This is a genomic window from Stenotrophomonas sp. SMYL86 (genome assembly GCF_036320025.1).
In the GTDB taxonomy this organism is placed as follows: Bacteria; Pseudomonadota; Gammaproteobacteria; order Xanthomonadales; family Xanthomonadaceae; genus Stenotrophomonas; species Stenotrophomonas maltophilia_A.
This window is the reverse complement of sequence record NZ_JAWIRU010000003.1, coordinates 126,138-143,942: the sequence shown is the minus strand read 5'-3', so window position 1 is coordinate 143,942 and position 17,805 is coordinate 126,138. Positions and strand designations below refer to the sequence as shown.

At 67.9% G+C, this 17,805-nt stretch carries 15 protein-coding genes and 1 tRNA gene; 7 read left to right on the top strand and 9 right to left on the bottom strand.

Annotated elements, in window-relative coordinates:
- Positions 1–63: 63 nt before the first annotated feature.
- From V3B64_RS05460 to dtd, 4 genes are all read right to left on the bottom strand, one after another.
- A tRNA-Ile gene (locus V3B64_RS05460) sits at positions 64–139 on the bottom strand.
- A gap of 124 nt (positions 140–263) precedes the next feature.
- Positions 264–1,664 (bottom strand): type II toxin-antitoxin system HipA family toxin YjjJ, encoded by a 1,401-nt coding sequence (gene yjjJ / locus V3B64_RS05455; RefSeq protein WP_285303466.1) that lies wholly within the window; start codon positions 1,662–1,664, stop codon positions 264–266.
- A gap of 258 nt (positions 1,665–1,922) precedes the next feature.
- Entirely contained in the window at positions 1,923–3,776 is a 1,854-nt protein-coding gene (rpoD, locus tag V3B64_RS05450) for an RNA polymerase sigma factor RpoD (RefSeq protein ID WP_014038623.1), read from the bottom strand.
- 90 nt (positions 3,777–3,866) lie between these two features.
- Complete coding sequence (gene dtd, locus V3B64_RS05445) at positions 3,867–4,307, bottom strand: D-aminoacyl-tRNA deacylase (protein WP_049401012.1); 441 nt, start codon at positions 4,305–4,307, stop codon at positions 3,867–3,869.
- A 60-nt stretch (positions 4,308–4,367) separates the two neighbouring features.
- Between dtd and V3B64_RS05440 the strand changes: the two genes are divergently transcribed.
- The 4 genes from V3B64_RS05440 (at position 4,368) to V3B64_RS05425 (ending at position 8,629) form a co-directional block, all read left to right on the top strand.
- A complete protein-coding gene (locus tag V3B64_RS05440; protein ID WP_032128563.1) occupies positions 4,368–5,288 on the top strand; it encodes a lauroyl acyltransferase in 921 nt (306 codons plus the stop codon).
- A gap of 87 nt (positions 5,289–5,375) precedes the next feature.
- The gene (gene ribA / locus V3B64_RS05435; RefSeq protein ID WP_049401010.1) at positions 5,376–6,512 is read left to right on the top strand and encodes a GTP cyclohydrolase II RibA; all 1,137 of its coding nucleotides are present in this window, start codon (positions 5,376–5,378) and stop codon (positions 6,510–6,512) included.
- A 75-nt stretch (positions 6,513–6,587) separates the two neighbouring features.
- Positions 6,588–7,088, top strand: coding sequence for a PH domain-containing protein (locus V3B64_RS05430; protein ID WP_032128561.1), 501 nt, complete (start codon positions 6,588–6,590; stop codon positions 7,086–7,088).
- Positions 7,085–8,629 carry a PH domain-containing protein gene (locus tag V3B64_RS05425; protein WP_329913773.1) on the top strand — a complete coding sequence of 515 codons (1,545 nt, stop codon included), beginning with the start codon at positions 7,085–7,087 and terminating at the stop codon, positions 8,627–8,629. The genes V3B64_RS05430 and V3B64_RS05425 overlap by 4 nt, the downstream gene beginning before the upstream one ends.
- A 97-nt stretch (positions 8,630–8,726) precedes the next feature.
- Here V3B64_RS05425 and V3B64_RS05420 read toward each other — a convergent pair whose 3' ends face one another.
- Positions 8,727–9,785, bottom strand: a complete 1,059-nt coding sequence (locus V3B64_RS05420) for a CDP-glycerol glycerophosphotransferase family protein (RefSeq protein WP_329913772.1) — start codon at positions 9,783–9,785, stop codon at positions 8,727–8,729.
- Between V3B64_RS05420 and V3B64_RS05415 the strand changes: the two genes are divergently transcribed.
- Together V3B64_RS05415 and V3B64_RS05410 are read left to right on the top strand one after the other, a co-directional pair.
- A complete protein-coding gene (locus V3B64_RS05415) occupies positions 9,784–10,602 on the top strand; it encodes a glycosyltransferase family 2 protein (protein ID WP_049401006.1) in 819 nt (272 codons plus the stop codon). The genes V3B64_RS05420 and V3B64_RS05415 overlap by 2 nt on opposite strands.
- 43 nt (positions 10,603–10,645) lie before the next feature.
- Positions 10,646–11,767 carry a glycosyltransferase family 4 protein gene (locus V3B64_RS05410; protein WP_107433228.1) on the top strand — a complete coding sequence of 374 codons (1,122 nt, stop codon included), beginning with the start codon at positions 10,646–10,648 and terminating at the stop codon, positions 11,765–11,767.
- Positions 11,768–11,785: 18 nt separating this feature from the next.
- Here the strand turns inward: V3B64_RS05410 and V3B64_RS05405 are convergent, their stop codons facing one another.
- The 4 genes from V3B64_RS05405 to def form a co-directional block, all read right to left on the bottom strand.
- On the bottom strand, positions 11,786–13,507 hold the full coding sequence (locus V3B64_RS05405) for a glycosyltransferase family 39 protein (protein ID WP_329913771.1): 1,722 nt from the start codon (positions 13,505–13,507) through the stop codon (positions 11,786–11,788).
- A 23-nt stretch (positions 13,508–13,530) separates the two neighbouring features.
- A complete protein-coding gene (gene rsmB / locus V3B64_RS05400; protein WP_329913770.1) occupies positions 13,531–14,862 on the bottom strand; it encodes a 16S rRNA (cytosine(967)-C(5))-methyltransferase RsmB in 1,332 nt (443 codons plus the stop codon).
- Between the two features lie 3 nt (positions 14,863–14,865).
- A complete protein-coding gene (gene fmt, locus V3B64_RS05395; protein ID WP_032128555.1) occupies positions 14,866–15,789 on the bottom strand; it encodes a methionyl-tRNA formyltransferase in 924 nt (307 codons plus the stop codon).
- A gap of 120 nt (positions 15,790–15,909) precedes the next feature.
- Positions 15,910–16,422 carry a peptide deformylase gene (def, locus tag V3B64_RS05390; protein WP_008267110.1) on the bottom strand — a complete coding sequence of 171 codons (513 nt, stop codon included), beginning with the start codon at positions 16,420–16,422 and terminating at the stop codon, positions 15,910–15,912.
- A 126-nt stretch (positions 16,423–16,548) separates the two neighbouring features.
- Here def and V3B64_RS05385 point away from each other — a divergent pair, with 126 nt between their 5' ends.
- A complete protein-coding gene (locus V3B64_RS05385; RefSeq protein WP_032128553.1) occupies positions 16,549–17,682 on the top strand; it encodes a LysM peptidoglycan-binding domain-containing protein in 1,134 nt (377 codons plus the stop codon).
- The last annotated feature ends 123 nt before the right edge of the window (positions 17,683–17,805 follow it).

Here is a 17,805-nt window from a genome sequence, read left to right as displayed (position 1 = left end):
TCCTTGCGTGTGGATCAGATGTTGCCTTGAAGGCAGACCAGCAGCCGTTCATGCATGCTGGGTTGGTGGGCCCACCAGGATTCGAACCTGGAACCAAGGGATTATGAGTCCCCTGCTCTAACCGTTGAGCTATAGGCCCTGCGCAGCTTTACAGTGTAGTGGAGCCTGCGCTCAACCGGCTACCCGCCGGCGCCAAGACACACTGAAAAACCCTCAGCCATCGCTGCGCAACGCCACGCGCCCAGGCTTGCGCAACAGCTGGCTCACCCAAACCGCGCGCCCATCTCCCGCACCCGCTCGGCGTTCGCCCCCGCCAACGACCGCATTGCCGGCGACTGGATCCGCCCGTCAACAGCCACGCACTGCCAGAATGCTTCAGCCACCGGTGCCGCCCAGCGCAGATGCTGCAGATCACCACTGCCCAGCGGCGCGACCGGCGACAGCGGCTCGTCCGCGCGCAACACGCCCAGCTTTGACGGCGCCAGCGACATCGGCAGCATGTCGTAGACCGGCGCCAGCGGCAGCGGGCCGCGATCAATGAAGTGGAAGGCGATGTTGCCGTGGTGCATGTCGCTGTTGCCGATCAGCCGCCCGAACGCATGGCGTCGACCCATCGCCTGCACGGTGTCGGCCGTCAGCCAGCCTTGATCACGCAGTTCGGCGCCTGCAACCGGCCACGCTGGGGTGACCTCGCCGGTGAACGCAGACGATAGCGACAGCAGCGAGACCAGGCCTCGCCGCCCCAGCAGATCGGGCGTGCGGTCGAAGCGCTCGATTTCCAGGAAGGTGTGCGTGGGCGACTGCAGCAGTTCGCTGGACGCCGCGGCTTGTCCGGACTCGCGCAGGGCCTCAAGCGCCAGATGTTCGCAGACCAGCAGATCGCTCCAGCGCTGGGCGGCGGCGCCTTCATCGGGCTGCGCGAACTTGACCAGGACCGAGCGGCGCCTGCCGTAGTCCTCTACGGTGGCGGTGAACTTGGGTTGCTCGCCACCCGGCGAGGAGCCCACGTCCTCTCCGTCCAGCGCAGCACGCGCACGCTCGCGATACTGTGCAAGACGATCGTCGGCCGCAACCCGATCGATCGGCACCTGCAACGTCTCCATCGCCGCCTCCACGGCGGCGGTACCGAGCAGCAGATCGCCCGCTTCAGTCCCGCCAGCGGTTACCAGGGCCATCAACACATCGTCCGGTTGCCAGCTCTTGAGGTCCTTCGGCAGGCCGAGCGCCTGCGCACGGCCATGGGCGAAGCTGCGACCAAGAAATCCCTGCGGTCGCAGGTCATCCAGGTACCACGGCAAGTCAGGAAAGAAGGCGGCAACGTCACCTTCGGGCGCGCGTCGCAGGTTCGGGCAGTCAGGCCCGGCATCGACGTGGAAGCCGCCTCCTACCAGCGCAATTACCCGCCCCAGCTCCTCCAGCGTCGCATCTTCACGCAGCCGGTACAGCGGCCATTCGCTGCCGGCCCGGGTGGGCCGCCGCAGTGCATAGGCGGTTGCCCGGGTGCTGCCCATGCGCACCACCTGCGGGCCACTGGCGGCCACCAGCCGGCTGAGCGCCATCCGGTCCACCCCCAGACGCTCGGCCAGCGCCGCGGCAGGTAGCGGCTGGCCGGGGGCCAGCTGAGCGATCAGATCCAGTACCTGTGGGCGTTGAGCGCGTGGCATGTGCATTACGTAATACGAAATTTGTTACGTAATTAGCATCAAAAAAGCGGGACTGCAAGCGCGGCTGTGCACCTATGAGCTTGAAAATAATGGACATATTCACGAATAGCCAGCTTCGACGCGGGCCTTCCGTTACATTACTTGTTACGTAATCATAAGCCTCAGTCGAGCAAAGGCTCGGCTTTACAGGGATATGGTGGGCAAAGAAAAACCCCGCCGAAGCGGGGTTTCTCTCAAGGCTTCAACAGCCGCTGGAAATCAATCGATATCCAGGAAGCTGCGCAGTTGCTCCGAGCGGCTCGGGTGACGCAGCTTGCGCAGGGCCTTCGCTTCGATCTGGCGGATGCGCTCGCGGGTCACGTCGAACTGCTTGCCGACTTCCTCAAGGGTGTGGTCGGTGTTCATGTCGATACCGAAGCGCATGCGCAGCACCTTGGCTTCCCTCGGGGTGAGGCCGGCCAGCACGTCGCGCACGGTTTCAGACAGATTGATGTTGGTGGTGTTCTCGATCGGGGACTCCACGTTGGTGTCCTCGATGAAGTCGCCCAGATGGGAATCCTCGTCGTCGCCGATCGGGGTTTCCATCGAGATCGGCTCCTTGGCGATCTTCATCACCTTGCGGATCTTGTCTTCCGGCATGTCCATTTCCTTGGCCAGCTCCTCCGGCGTAGCCTCGCGGCCGTACTGCTGGAGCATCTGGCGGGAAATGCGGTTCAACTTGTTGATCGTCTCGATCATGTGCACCGGAATACGGATGGTGCGCGCCTGGTCGGCGATCGAGCGGGTGATCGCCTGGCGGATCCACCAGGTGGCGTAGGTCGAGAACTTGTAACCGCGGCGGTACTCGAACTTGTCCACGGCCTTCATCAGGCCGATGTTGCCTTCCTGGATCAGGTCGAGGAACTGCAGGCCGCGGTTGGTGTACTTCTTGGCGATCGAGATCACCAGGCGCAGGTTGGCCTCGACCATTTCCTTCTTGGCCTTGCGCGCCTTGGCTTCACCGTAGGCCATGGCACGGCTGATTTCCTTCAGCTCTTCCAGGTCCAGCTGGGTCAGCTTCTCGATGTCGATCGTCGCCTGCTGTTCGGCGATGATCTGGTCCTTTACTTCGCGCAGGGCCGAAGACCACTTCTGCTTGCGCTTCAGCGCATCTTCCACCCATTCCAGATTGGTCTGGTTGCCTTCCCAGGAACGGATGAAGTCCTTGCGCGGCATGCGGGCGGTGACGGTCGCCAGATTCAGCACGCGGCGCTCATGGGCCTTGATCGACGCCATGGTGTCGCGCAGCTGCTTGGTCAGCACATCGGTCAGCGGCAGCGGCAGCTTCAGGGTGACGAACACCGCCGACATCTCTTCGCGCAGGCGCGGCAGGTTCTTCTTGTCGCCCTTGGTCGCCGCCTTCTTGAAGGCGTTGAAGGCATCGCTCAGCGCCTGCATGCGCGCAGCGACTTCCTCCGGATCCGGACCGGTCGGTGCGGCTTCTTCCTCGCCACCCTCGACATCATCGTCCTCGTCCTCGTCGCCTTCGGCGTCGGCATCGCTGCTGTCATCGGCAGCAGCCGCCGGCGGCGCCGGCTCTTCGTCGGCCAGGTCGTTGAAGCCAACGATCACTTCGGCCAGGCGCTTCTTGCCTTCCTTGTGGGCTTCGTAGTCGGTCAGCAGCGACTCGACCGAGACCGGGAACTGGCCCAGGGCGGCCTGGACCTGCGAAAGGCCTTCCTCGATGCGCTTGGCAATGGCGATTTCGCCTTCGCGGGTCAGCAGCTCGACGGTGCCCATTTCGCGCATGTACATGCGCACCGGGTCGGTGGTACGGCCACCTTCGGTGTCGAGCGCGCTCAGCGCGGCGGCAGCTTCTTCGGCCGCGGTGTCATCGACTTCGCGGTTACCGGTGTTGCCATCGTTGAGAAGCAGGGTTTCCACATCCGGCGCAACTTCATGGACATCGATGCCCATGCCGTTGATCATGCCGATGATGTCTTCGATCTGTTCCGGGTCGACCATGTCGTCCGGCAGATGGTCATTGACTTCGGCGTAGGTCAGGTAGCCCTGTTCCAGGCCCTTGCTGATCAGTTGCTTGATTTCGGATTGGGCAGGACGTTCGTTGGCCATGTAGTGCTCGCGCCACCGGCTAGGGAGAAATAGGGAACGTAGCATTATACCAGCCCGGGGCCCCGCCTGCCGGGCGGTGGTCCCGCAGGCTCAGGGCCTGAGAAGGAAGGTCACGGGACCGTCATTGACCAGGCTGACGACCATATGGGCACCAAATCGGCCCGTTTCCACCCCTGGCGCGTGATTTTCACGACAGATCTCGACAAATCGATTGAACCCGCGTTCAGCCTCGTCCGGCGGTGCGGCGCTGGTGAAGCTGGGCCGCATGCCCGAACGGGTATCGGCCGCCAGGGTGAACTGGCTGACCAGCAGCAGGCCGCCGCCGGTGTCGCGCAGCGACCGGTTCATCTTCCCGGCCTCGTCGGCGAACACCCGGTAGCCCAGCAGGCGCTCGGCCATGCGCCGCAGCTGGGCCTCGGTATCGCCCGGTTCCATGCCCACCAGCGCCAGCAGGCCCGGACCAATCTGGCCGACCGCTTCGTCATCGACGTGGACGGCAGCCTGGCTGACACGCTGGATAAGGACGAGCATCGTGGGCTCCAATGAACGGGGCCGGCCACGATAGCAGCGCCCTTGGCTAAACTGGCGCAGATGAATCCGCAACGCAAAGCCCGGCTGGTCTACCGCGCCACCACCCTGTTCGCCCGCCTGCCCTGGCCGCTGCTGCGGGGAATCGCCCGTGCCCTGTCCTGGACCTGGATCAGTCTCAACGCCCGTGAGAGCCGCGTCACCCGACGCAACCTGGAGCTGGCCTACCCGGACCTGGACCGCGCCACGCGCGACCGCCTGCACCGGGAGCTGCTGCGCTCCACCGCCCTGCAGGCCATCGAGACCCTGCGCCTGTGGAGCCAGGCGCCGGCCGACAACCTGCGCCTGCACCTGAAGCAGCGCCACGGCGAGGCCCTGTACGACGCGGCCCTGGCCAGCGGCAAGGGCGTGATCGTGGCCGCACCTCACTTCGGCAACTGGGAGCTGCTGAACCAGTGGCTGGCCTCGCGCGGGCAGATCGCCATCGTCTACAAGCCACCGGAGGACGAGGCCAGCGATGCCTTCCTGCAGCTGGTGCGGGGCGGCCAGAACGTACAGCAGGTGCGCGCCGAAGGCCCGGCCGTGCGCCAGCTGTTCAAGGTGCTCAAGGACGGCGGTGCCACCGGCATCCTGCCCGACCAGCAGCCCAAGGCCGGCGATGGCGTGTTCGTGCCGTTCTTCGGCGTGCAGGCGCTGACCATGACCCTGGTCAACCGGCTGGCCGAGCGCACCGGCGCCACCGTGCTGTATGGCTGGTGCGAGCGCATCGGCCCGGACATGGAATTCGCCCTGCACATCGAACCGACCGACCCCGCCGTGGCCGACCCCGACCCGCAGGTGGCCGCCACCGCGCTCAATGCCGGCATCGAGCGCATTGCCCGCCGCGATCCGGCGCAGTACCAGTGGACCTACAAGCGCTATACGCTGCGGCCACCGGGCAGCGGCGAGGAAGACCCGTACGCGACCGAAGAGCATCCGCACTGACGGCCGCCGCACCCAGGCCCATCCGGCCCCTGCGACCGGCGGCCGCACCACGTTGAATACGACGCCGGCGCCCCCATAGAGACTGCGATGTCCGACTCCCCCGGTCCTGCCATGTCTGCTGCTTCTTCCCTGTTCGGCGATCCGGCCGCGATCCGCTGCGAGCGCGCGGTGGCCGAACTGCGTGCCGGTCGCCCGGTGCTGCTCCACGATGGCCAGGGCCAGCGCCTGGCGGTGATCGCGCTGGACAGCGCCACGGCCAGCAGCTTCGCTGCCTTCGCCAATGCCGCCCGCGAGCGCCATTACCTGTTCCTGACCGCCACCCGCGCCCGCGTGCTTGGCGTGGAGGCCCCGCAGGGTGCGCGCCTGCCGCTGGCCGGTGTTGCCTTCGATGCCCTGCCCTCGTTGGGCTACCTGCGTGAACCGGGCCCGATGCCGGACGGCTGGAGCGCCGGTGACGCCTTCGATGCAGGCGCGGTGGAACTGGCCCGCCTCGGCCTGTTGCTGCCGGCGATGGTGGCGGTGCGCCTGGACGCCGAAGACCGCACCTTCGATGGCGCGGCCGAGGTTGCGCTGTGCGACCTGGCCGAGGGCGCAGCACATGCCGCGCATGACTACGAACTGGTGGCGCGTTCGCCGGTACCGCTGCGCGATGTCGGCATGACCACGTTCGCGGTGTTCCGTGGTGGCGTCGCCCAGCGTGACCAGGTCGCGATCATCGTCGGCGAACCGGATCTGTCGGCGGTGGTGCCGGTGCGCGTGCACTCCTCGTGCCTGACCGGTGACCTGTTCGGCTCGCTCAAGTGCGACTGCGGCGACCAGCTGCGGCGCGGCCTGCGCAAGCTGAAGGAACTGGGCGGCGGCGTGCTGCTGTACCTGGACCAGGAAGGCCGCGGCACCGGCATCGCAGCCAAGATGCGCGCCTATGGCTACCAGCACGACGGCCTGGACACCATCGATGCCGATGCGCAGCTGGGCTTCGGTGCCGACGAGCGCCGCTACGGCAGCGCGGTGGCGATGCTGCGCGGCCTGGGCATTTCGCGCGTGGCCCTGCTCAGCAACAACCCGACCAAGGCGCAGCGCCTGCGCAACGCTGGCATCGAGGTGCTGGACTGCATTCCGGTCACCGGCGAGATCACCGCCGAGAACGAGCACTACCTGCGCACCAAGGCCGATCGTGCCGGCCACATGCTGGATGTGGACGCGCTGATCCAGGCTGCCCAGTAACGCAGCCGACCTGCTACCGTCTGCGCGGTGCGGCCACGGCCGCCACCGCCCGCCCTGCCACCTGACGGAGCCCGCGTGACCGACGTTCCCCTTACTGCTCCGACCACCGATGCCTGGCAGTCGCTGCCGCGCCGCGCCGCGCGGCTGGCCGCACTGGAAGGTGCCTTCGGCGGCCTGTTTGTGCCGGGCCTGCCGCTGGCCGCAGCCGCGTGGTTCTTCGACCTGCCCGGCGGCCTGTGGACGGCCGCCCTTGGGCTGCTGATCGGCATCGTCTTCGGCGCCTGGCTCGGCCGCCGGCGCTTGACCCGCACCCGCTGGCGGCTGGATGCCCAAGGGCTGGGCCTGCGCCGCGACCTGATGTGGCAGCTGGAAACGCGCATCCCCATTTCGCGCGTGCAGCACCTGGACCTGCGCCGCGGCCCGCTGGAACGCCGTGCCGGCCTGGCCACGCTGATCGTGCACACCGCCGGCACCCGCATGAGCGCGGTGACCGTCAGCGGCCTGGACGAGGCGGATGCCGAGCGCCTGCGCGATACCCTGTCCCACCAGCTCGACCAGGACGCCGACGCCCTGTGAGCCTGCCACCGCCTCTGCCTGCAGCACTGCCCGCCGGTGGCGAGGACGACCGCCTGCATCCGTGGTCGTGGTTGTTCGTACTGTTGATGCAGTTGCGCCATTACTTCCTGCCGCTGGTCGCACTGCTGGTGTTCGGCCAGCGCGGCGACCGCGACCCGATGTGGGCGCAGCTGATTCCGCTGACGGCAATCGCCGCACTGGTACTGGTGTCGGTGCTGCAGTACCTCAGCTACCGCTACCGTATCGGCAGTGATGCGATCACCGTGCGTAGCGGTCTGCTCGCGCGCAACCGGCGCGAGATTCCGTTCGCGCGCATCCACAACGTGGAGGTGCGGCAGAACCCGCTGCACCGCCTGTTTGGTGTGGCCGAGCTGCGCCTGGAATCGGCCGGTGGCGTGCGCCCGGAAGCGGAGATGCGGGTGCTGAAGCTGGACCAGGCGCTGGCGCTGGAACGGCTGGTCCGCCAGCGCGGGCAGGCGCCGCAGGCCGCCGGCATCACCGAGCCCGACCCGGTTGCCAGCACCGCGACTGAGAACGAGCAGGTACTGCTGCGCCTGTCGAGTTGGGACGTGGTACGCATGGGCCTGCTCTCCAACCGCGGCTGGGCGCTGGCGATCGCCGCGTTCGGCGTGCTGTTCCAGACCGTGCCACGGCCGGTGATGGACGATGCCCTCCAGCGCGGTGGACGCGAAGCCTTTGGCTACGCCAGCCATCTGCACCCCGGCGTGACCGGTGCGTTTCTGCTGCTGGCTGCCGCGCTGCTGCTGGGCTGGCTTGCGCTGCGCGTGCTGTCGGTGGTGCTGACGCTGCTGCGCTACCACGGCTTCACCCTCAGCGAGCAGGACCGACGCCTGACCGTATCGGCCGGTCTGCTCAGCCGCACCCGCAGCAGCGTGGCGCGCCGGCGCATCCAGGCCTGGACGCTGCGCGAAGGTACTTTGCAGCGCTGGTTCGGGCTGCGTCAGCTGCGCATCGACAGTGCCGCCGGTGGCCCCGCGCGCGATGAGGACCGCGCCCTGCGCGAACTCGCGCCGCTGGCGTCCAGTACACGTTGTGAGCAGCTGGTGCAGCACCTGCTGCCGCAGCTGCAGTGGCCTCCGCTGCAATGGCAGTCCATTCCGCAGCGCGGCTGGTGGCGGCTGTGCCTCGGCGCACTGGTGCTGGTGCCGCTGCTGGCTGCGGCCGCGTACTGGCGCTGGGGCCCATGGGGCCTGCTGGTGCTGGCGTGGCTACCGGTGGCGCTGCTGGTCGCGCACCGGCAGATGGCACGCATGGGCTGGTACCTGGACGAACACTATGTGGCGGTGCGCGGCGGCTGGTGGAAGCGCTGGTGGCGCTGGGCCGAGCTGGACAAGGTGCAGGGCCTGCGCCTGCAACGCTCGCCGCTGGACAAACTGCTGGGCACCAGCAGCCTGCAGCTGGATACCGCCGGCGCGCATGGTGATGTGGCGCTGACGCTGCATCATCTGCCGCAGGCACAGGCCCAACAGGTGTTGGATCAACTGGCCGCGGCGCTGGCGCGGCGCAAGCTGCGCTGGTAAGCACTACAGGTCGTGCCGATCGCCGGCCGGCAACTGTCGCCATTCCCGAGGTTGCCGGCCAGCGGCCGGCACTACCGCGAACGGGGTCAGCGAGGCATCAGCGCTGCGACGGGCCCCAATACCCCAGGTCCTTGCGGATCTGCAGATCGCGCACCCAGCTGCCGAATGGCTTGCGCCGCAACGCACCCATTTCACCAGACAGGAAATCCTCGGTGGCCGCGATCACCCGTTCACTGGAGCGGCCATCGCGGTAAGGGTGGATGGCATCGGCGTAGCGCACGATTTCCGCCTGCAGCACGGCGTCCGGGTGCAGTGCGCGCTGCAGCATCGCCGGCAGCTGCGTGGCATCGTCGAAATCGATCATGTGCGGCTTGGGCACGCGGTTGCGGAAGGTCACCACCGGCTTGTGCTGCACGATGAACTCCGAAACGATCGATGAGGTGTCCGACACCAGCACATCGGCGGCACGCTGCGCGGCCATCACCTGCTCCGGCTCGATGAAGCGGGCATTGGCACCGGCCAGCGCGCGGTAGCGTTCGAACAGTTCCGGTGGGCACTTCGGGTGCAGGGTCAGCAGCCAGTAGTGGTCACCGGCGGCGATATCAGCGGCGATCTGCGCATGCAGGTGCGGAGCCGCGCTGAGCCGCTCGGTGAAGGTGGAACCGAACAGGATCACCGGGCGGTCACCGGCCGGTGCGCGCAGCGCGGAACTCTCGCCTCCGTCATCGCGGAACAGCGGGTCCAGCTTCGGCCAGCCAGTCTCGGCCACGGCGAAGTGGCCCTGCAGGCTGGCGATCTCGCGGAACGGTGCGGTCGTGGCCGGCCCCTGCGTGCAGTACAGGTCGAACATGCCGCGCACCCGGAAGTGGCCGCGCGCACTGTCCCGCTTCTCCACGTTGAAGCCATGGAACAGCTGCACCTTCGCCCCCGAAAGGAAGGTCGGCACCCAGTTGGCCGCGCTGAACACCGCCCGCGGACGCATTGCCAGGGCCTGCTTCAGGCCCACGTTGGGCACCCCCGGCAGGCTGCTGCCGGCCGCGCCGTCCTCGAACCAGGCCGCCACCTCCTGCCCGGACGCGTGCAAGGCCTGCGCCAACGGGGCGAGAATAGGCAGCGCATAGCGCTCCGTCGCAAACAACAGGTACCCGACCATCATGTCCTCCACGACCGCTCCCATCGAACGGCCTCGCATCTCGGCGTGCATTATCGCGTTCAACGAGGCCGGGCGCATCGGCGACTGCCTGGCCTCGCTGGCCTTCTGCGATGAGATCGTGGTGGTGGACTCGCAGTCCACCGATGCCACCGTAGCCATCGCCGAGTCCGCCGGTGCCCGCGTGCTGCAGCGCCGGTTCGAGGGCTTCCGCAGCCAGAAGGCGTTCTGCGTCGAGCAGGCCAGCCACGACTGGGTGCTGTGCCTGGACGCCGACGAGCGCATCAGCCCCGAGCTGCGCACCGCCATCGAGCAGGCCCGCGACGGTGGCTTCGGCGGCCAGGCCGGCTACCGCTTCGCTCGCCTCTCGGAGTACTTCGGGAAGTTCCTGCGCCATGGCAATGCCTACCCGGACCGGGTGATGCGCCTGTTCGACCGCCGCCGCGGCGGCTGGCGCGGCAAACGCGAGATCCACGAGGCGGCCAGTGTCGACGGCAGTGTGGGCACCCTGCGCGGCGACCTGATCCACTATCCGTACCGGTCATTGCAGCAGCAGCTGGCCAAGACCGAGAAGTACGCGCGGATGATGGCCGAGCACGAGTTCGCGCGCGGCAAGCGGGCCACGCTGGGCAAGCTGGTGCTGGCGCCGGCCTGGCGGTTCTGGCGCGGCTTCCTGTTCCGTGGCGGCTTCCGCGACGGCTGGCACGGCCTGGTCTACGCCTACGTCCGCGCCAACTACGTGCGGCAGAAGACCATCATGCTGTGGATGCTGGGCAATGGACAGGCGGTGGCCGACCCGGCGCCTTCCGCGGACCGGCCTTGACCACGCTGTGTCACACTGCGTGGGCGTTGCCTGAAGACCCCCCATGAAAATCCTGTACACCAACTTCCACTACGGCGACGGTGGCGGCCACACCACGTACATCGTCTCGCTGGCGCGTGCGCTGCACGGCCAGCACACGCTCCACGTCGCCGCGCCGGCCGACAGCCGCCTGCTGCGGACCATGGCCGATGAAGGCATTGCCCGCACACTGCCGATTGCGTTCGGCAGCGGCCTGCCAACGCTGCCCCGGCAGCTGGCCGAACAGCGCGCACTGCGCAGGCTGGTGCACGATGAAGGCATCGACCTGATCCATGTCAACGGTGCACGCGACCACCGCTTCGTGATGCAGGGGCTGCTGGGCATGCGCCGCCCGCCGATCGTGCTGACCAAGCACAACAGCAAACCCACCAATACCTTTGGCAATGCGCTGCGCGCACGCTGGGCCACCGATCGGCTGATCGCGGTCTCGGCCGACACCAAGCGCCTGCTGGAACAGGGCCCGTACCGTCGCTGCCCGATCGACGTGGTCCGCAATGGCGTTGACCTGGAGCGCTACTCACCGCAGCCGGCCGGCACCGGCAGCGCGCTGCGCCAGCAATGGACGCAGGATCCACAGGCGCTGGTGCTGGTCAGCAACGCCGGCACCGACGATTACAAGGGCTGGATCGACCTGGCCCGGGCCATCGCACGGCTGCCCGATGCGGTGCGTCCGCATGTGCACATGGCCGTGGCCGGCCACCTGCCCAGCGCGCAGCAGCGCGAACAGGTGCAGGCGCTGGGCGAGGTGGCCGCGCAGGTGCACTTCACCGGCCTGCTGGCCGATACCCGCGTCCTGATCGCGGCCGGCGATGCTGGTTTCGTACTGTCCCATGACGTCGAGACGATCTCCTTCGCCTGCCGCGAGATGATGGCCAGCGCCAAGCCGATGCTGGTCAGCGACTACGCAGGCCTGCCGGAGAACATCGAACAAGGCGTCGATGGCTGGGTGGTTGCCACACGCGACATCGACGCCATCGCCGCCCAGGTACAGGCGCTGTACGCACAGCGCGATGCGCTGCCGGAACAGGGCCGCGCAGCACGCCGCCATGCACAGCGGGAGTTCGGCCTGCAGACATTCGCCGACGCCACGCTGGCCAGCTACCACGCCGCCCTGGCCAACACCTGAGCCACGCTCCCCGAACGCTCAATCGGTGATGCCGGGCCCCTGCAGGCGGCGCTCGTGCTCGAGTTCCGCCACTGACGGCCGGCAGTCGCCGGCGACCGCATCGGCAGGCACCAGCCACCAGCGGCGACGATTGGAAATGCCGGCCATCTCGGCCCGCGCACGATCGATGCAGGCCTGCATCGCATCCTCGTTCACCAGCAGCCAGCGTTGCTGCGGAACCAGCCGCTGCCAGCGCACGGCCGCCTGCAGCTGTTGATGCCAACGTGCTTCGAATCCAAAGGTGGCCGCCGGGCGATCGGCCATCAGCAGGTTCTGCTCTTTCCATGCCACCAGTCCCAGCTCGGCCTGCGGGCCGATGCGTGCACTCACTTCACGCATCAGGCCACGGGCCGAGCTGGAGTCGTTCAACACCGGATAACCGACCAGGCTGTACAGCACCCAGACTCCTGCCAGGGTAGAGACCAGGGCAACGTGCCGACGCTGGCGCCCGCACACCCACAGGCTCAAGGCCGACCAGACCGCCATCGCCAGCGCCGCCCAGGCCAGCGCATCGGTGGCACCGGGAAGCAACCCGCGGCCATGGGTAAGGCGCACTTCGAAATCCGGATCACCCAGCAGCGCCAGCGCACCGACCAGCCCCAGCGCCAGTGCCAGCAACGCGGTGAATGCGCCCAGCACGCGCTGCACATCGCGCCGCCTCAGCAGCCCGGGCAGCAACGGCGCCAGCGCCAGGCAGAACATCGGCAATGCCGGCAGGATGTAGACGTCGCGCTTGCCGTGCGGAAGCGAGAAGAACAGCACGACCAGCAGCCACCAGGCCAACGGCAGCAGGTAGCGCGCATCGCGCCGGCGCAGCCGCCGGAACCAGGCCGGAAGCGCCCAGGGCAGCAGCAGAAACGCGGGAATCCACATCGACGGCATGATCGCCAGGAAGTACCACCACGGCTGGTGATGGTCCCAGGACTGCGTATAGCGCCGCGCGGTCTGCCGGAACAGGATGTCGTCCATGTAGGCGCGGTACGGCTCCGAACCGGTGGCGAAGCCTGCCAGCAGCATCGGCGCCAGCCACAACGACACCGCCAGCAGGAAGGCCAACGGTGCCAGCCAGAAACGCAGGTCGCGCACGTGCAGGCGTACCCGCGGCCAGTGCAGCACGGATGCGACTGCCGCCGGCGCGATCATCATCAGCGCCAGCACGCCTACGCCCTTGGTGATCACACCGATGCCGGCAAAGAACCAGCCCAGCCACCACCAGCGCCAGGCCGGCCCCAACAGCAGATGGCGCAGCAGGCCGTAGTTGGCCAGGGTGATGAACAGCACCACCAGCGGATCGATCTGCGCCTTCTTCGCCTGGAAGGTGAAGTGCAGCGCGAACAGCAGTGCCCAGCCCGCGTACAGCCCCACCTGCCGCGTCCACAGGCGGCGGCCGAGATCGACCACGCACCACAGCGTGCCCAGCGCGGCCAGCAGCGAGGGCAGCAGGAACGCCACCCGCCAGTGGCCGACCAGGCTGTACATCGCCGCCTGCAACCACATCAGCATCGGCGGCTTGTCCGAATAGAGCTCGGGGCCGCGATGCGGGAACAACCAGTAGCCACTGTCGACCATCTGCCTGGCCACCAGCGCGAAACGTGGCTCGTCCGAGGGCCACGGATCACGGAGGCCCAGGCCGGCCCCCAGCACCAGCAGGGCCATCACCACCAACAACCACGTCTGGCGCGACGCGTGGGCTTTCAGCATGGGACTCGAAACGGCAGCGGGGGTCAGGCTGCTTTTAACAGACGCGCGTAGAAGAAACCGTCAGCATCGTTTTCACCCGGCAGCCGCTGGCGCGCCACCCCTTCGCAATCCACGCCGAATGCATCGCCCAGCGGCTGCGCCACGGCATCCGGATGCCACTTCAGGAACGCGCGCACCTGATCGATGTTCTCGGCGCGCAGGATCGAACAGGTGGCATACAACAGCACGCCGCCCGGGCGCAGCATCGACCAGCAGGCTTCCAGCAGGCGCGCCTGCACGCCGACCAGTGCATCGATGTCTTCGGCGCGACGGTGGAACATCACATCCGGCTGGCGGCGGATCACGCCGGTCGCCGAGCACGGCGCATCAAGCAGGATCGCGTCGAACGGCACGCCATCCCACCAGGCGCCCGGATCACTGGCATCTGCCGCCAGGGTCTGCGCATGCTCGCCCACGCCGGTACGGGTGTAGGTATCGCGTGCACGGGCCAGGCGGCGCGCGTCGATATCCAGCGCCAGCAGGCGCAGGCTGGGGTCGCGCTCGAGCAGGTGCGCCGACTTGCCGCCGGGGGCCGCACAAGCGTCCAGCACGCGGGCACCGGCCACCGGGGCCAGCGCATCGGCGGCACACTGCGCCGACAGGTCCTGCACCGAGATCGCGCCGTCGGCGAAGCCGGGCAGCTGATTCACGGCAACCGGAGAGGCCAGGCGCAACGCGTCGGCACTGAGCGGACTGGCTTCTGCGGCAATGCCGGCTTCGGCCAGCGCGGCCAGTGCCTTGTCACGACCGCCCTGCTGGCGGTTGGCGCGCAGCCACAGTGGCGCCGGTTGCAGGCTGGCGCTGAAGATCGCGTCGGCCTGTGCCGGCCAATCGCGTTCCACCGCATCGGCCAGCCATTCCGGGAAGGCATCGCGCGCTGGCTGCTCCGGGAAACCTTCGCGCTGCGCGCGGCGCAGGATCGCATTGACCAGGCCCGCCTGGCGCTCACGGCCCAGTGCACGCGCGGCATCGACGGTGGCCGACAGCGCCGCGTGCGCCGGCAGCTCCAGCACGTCCAGCTGGGCGAACCCGACCATCAGCAGCGTGCGCAGATCGGCATCACGCGCCGACAGCGGCTTCTGCATCCACGACTGCAGCGCCGCGTCATAGGTGCTGCGGCGGCGCAGGACGGCGAAACACAGGGCTTCCAGCAGCGCACGGTCGCGGCTGTCGGCCAGCTTCGGCAGCGCCCAGGCCAGTTCGGCCTTCAGCGAACGGCCACGGGTGAACACCTGTGCCAGCACACGTGCGGCCAGCATGCGCGTGGCCGCGCCCGGCGCCGCCTTGGCGACGGAGAAATCGTTCTGCTTCGACACCGCTTATGCCCCCACGCGCAGATCGCGGCGGGCGTTGAGGTAGTCGGCCGCAGTAATCGCCTTGCCACCTTCCCGCTGCAGCACACGCAGGCGCAGTGCGCCCTGGCCACAGGCGATGTCGATGCCATCGCGGCTGGCCGCCAGCACCGTGCCCGGCGCCTGGCCGTGGGCCTCATCCAGCGCCACCGCGCCATGGATGCGCACCCGCTCGCCAGCCAGCGTCGCCTCGGCGATCGGCCACGGATTGAAGGCGCGCACGGTGCGTGCCAGCGCCCCTGCATCCAGCGCCCAGTCCAGACGGGCCTCGGCCTTGTCCAGCTTGTGCGCGTAGGTCACGCCCTGCTCCGGCTGCGGCCGCGCGATCGGCTTGATGCCGGCCCGCAGCAGGCCCAGGCCGTCGGACAGCACCTGCGCGCCCAGTTCCGCCAGCTTGTCATGCAGCTGGCCACCGGTATCGGTGGCCGCGATCGGCAGCTCCTGGTGCAGCAGCACCGGGCCGGTATCCAGGCCGGCCTCCATCTGCATCAGGCAGACGCCGGTCTTTGCATCGCCGGCCTGGATCGCGCGCTGGATCGGCGCGGCACCGCGCCAGCGCGGCAGCAGCGAGGCATGCACGTTCCAGCAACCGTGGGTCGGAATGGCCAGCACCGCCTTGGGCAGGATAAGGCCATAGGCCACCACCACCATCAGGTCCGGCTGCAGGTCGCGCAGCTGCTGCTGGGCGGCTTCATCCTTCAGCGATTCGGGCTGGTAGACCGGAATGCCACGGGCCACGGCTTCAAGCTTGACCGGCGACGGCGCCAGGCCACGGCCACGGCCGGCCGGACGATCAGGCTGGGTGTAGACGGCCACGACCTCATGGTGGCGCGCCGCCGCGCGCAGCGACGACACCGCGAATTCCGGCGTACCGGCAAAGACAATCCTCATGGCTACCCCACTTGCAGGATGGATTCGTGCAGGAAAGAAAACGGCGCCGTCGGCCGGCGCCGTACAGCCCGCGCGCGTCGCGCAGGCACGGGCCACCCGATGGGCGGCCCGGATTGGCGATCACGCCACGTGCTTGCGCTGCTTGGCCAGCTTCTTGCGCACCATCTCGCGCTTGAGCGGCGACAGATAGTCGATGAACAGCTTGCCGTCCAGGTGATCCATCTCGTGCTGGATGCAGGTGGCCAGCACTTCGCCGGCTTCCAGCTGCTGTTCCTGGCCGTTGCGGTCCAGGTACTTCACGGTGATGGTATCGGCGCGGGTCACGTCGGCGAAGATGCCCGGAACCGACAGGCAGCCCTCCTGATACACCCGGCCTCCGTCTTTGGCGACGATTTCCGGGTTGATGAACACATGCGGTTCATTCTTTTCTTCGCTGACGTCGATGACCATGAAGCGCTTGTGCACGTCCACCTGGGTGGCGGCCAGGCCAATGCCCGGGGCGTCGTACATGGTCAGGAACATGTTGTCGATCAGTTCCTGGAAGGCCGGCGTGGTGACTTCGGCGGCTTCGATCAACGCAGCCTTGGTACGCAGGCGCGGATCGGGGAACTCGAGAATGGGAAGAAGGGCCATGGCTGTTTCCGGATAGGGGGCCGGCACGCCGGCATACGTCGCAGATTCTAGCTCCAACGCTTGCCTTGCGCCCCGGTTTCTGGACTATAGTGCGCGGACCTGTTGGGGAATCAGGGCTTCACACCTATGTTGCTTCGTTTTCGTACGGTCGTCGCCGCGGCGATGCTGACCGTGGCTGCCTATGCTACCGCCGTGGAAGTGAATGGCGGGCACCCGGACACCTATGTGGTCCGAAAAGGGGATACGTTGTGGGATATCGCCGCACGTTTCCTGCAGAAGCCGTGGCTGTGGCCGGAGATCTGGCAGGCCAATCCGCAGATCGCCAATCCGCACCTGATCTATCCCGGTGACGTGCTCAGCCTGGCCTATCTGGACCGGGTGACCGTCGCTGCCAAGCCCGGCCCGCGCCAGGAAGCCCCGATCGATGCCATTCCGCTGGCCCAGGTCGAGCCGTTCCTGAAGCAGCTGAGCGTGGTCGACAGCATCGAGCAGCTACCCTACGTGGCCGGCCTGGAAGAAGAACGCCTGCGCGTCACCAGCGGCAGTGCGGTCTACGTGCGCCTGGCCGACGCCCAGCTGGGCCAGCGCTGGGCCGTGGTCCGCCCGACCGTGCGCTACGCCCAGCCCAAGCCGACCGAGGACCTGACCGCCAACGGCGACGTCACCCCCGGCAGCGGCAACCTGTGGCGGGCCTACAACGCCCCCAACCACCGCCGCGGCATACTCGGCTATGAGCTGGCCCAGGTCGCCACCGGCACCATCACGCATGTCGCCGGCGGCAAGGTCGAGGCGTCCACCCTGGTGCTGGACAAGAACGAAGGCGGCCGCGAGGTGCGTGCCGGCGACCGCCTGGTCCCGGTCGAGGCCAAGCCGTACGACCTGCAGTTCGTCCCCCATGTCCCGGCCGCCGGTGTCGAGGGCGTCGATGTGCGCGTGCTGGCCGTCACCGACATGTTCACCGCCGCTGGCCCGCGCGATGTGATCGCGATTTCCGCAGGTCGCGCACAGGGCGTGGACAACGGCACCGTGTTCTCGCTGTGGCGCCCGGGCCGCCACGTGGCGCACCGCATGAAGTATCCCACCTCGTCGCGCATGGACGATTCGCTCAGCACCGGCGCCGGCCGGGTTTCGCTGCCGGACGAGTACGCCGCGCACGCCATGGTGTTCCGTACCTTCGACAACGTCAGCTACGCGCTGGTGATGCAGGGCGTGAAGCCGGTACGCGTGGGGTTCAACGCACTGCACCCGGACGCGAAGTAACCAGTCCCGGGTTGCCCGGCCACTGCAGGTAGTGCCGGCCGCTGGCCGGCAGGCACCTCCGGCAAAACCTGACAGCCACATGCGAAGGCGCCCTAGGGCGCCTTTGTTGTATGCGCTCGATAG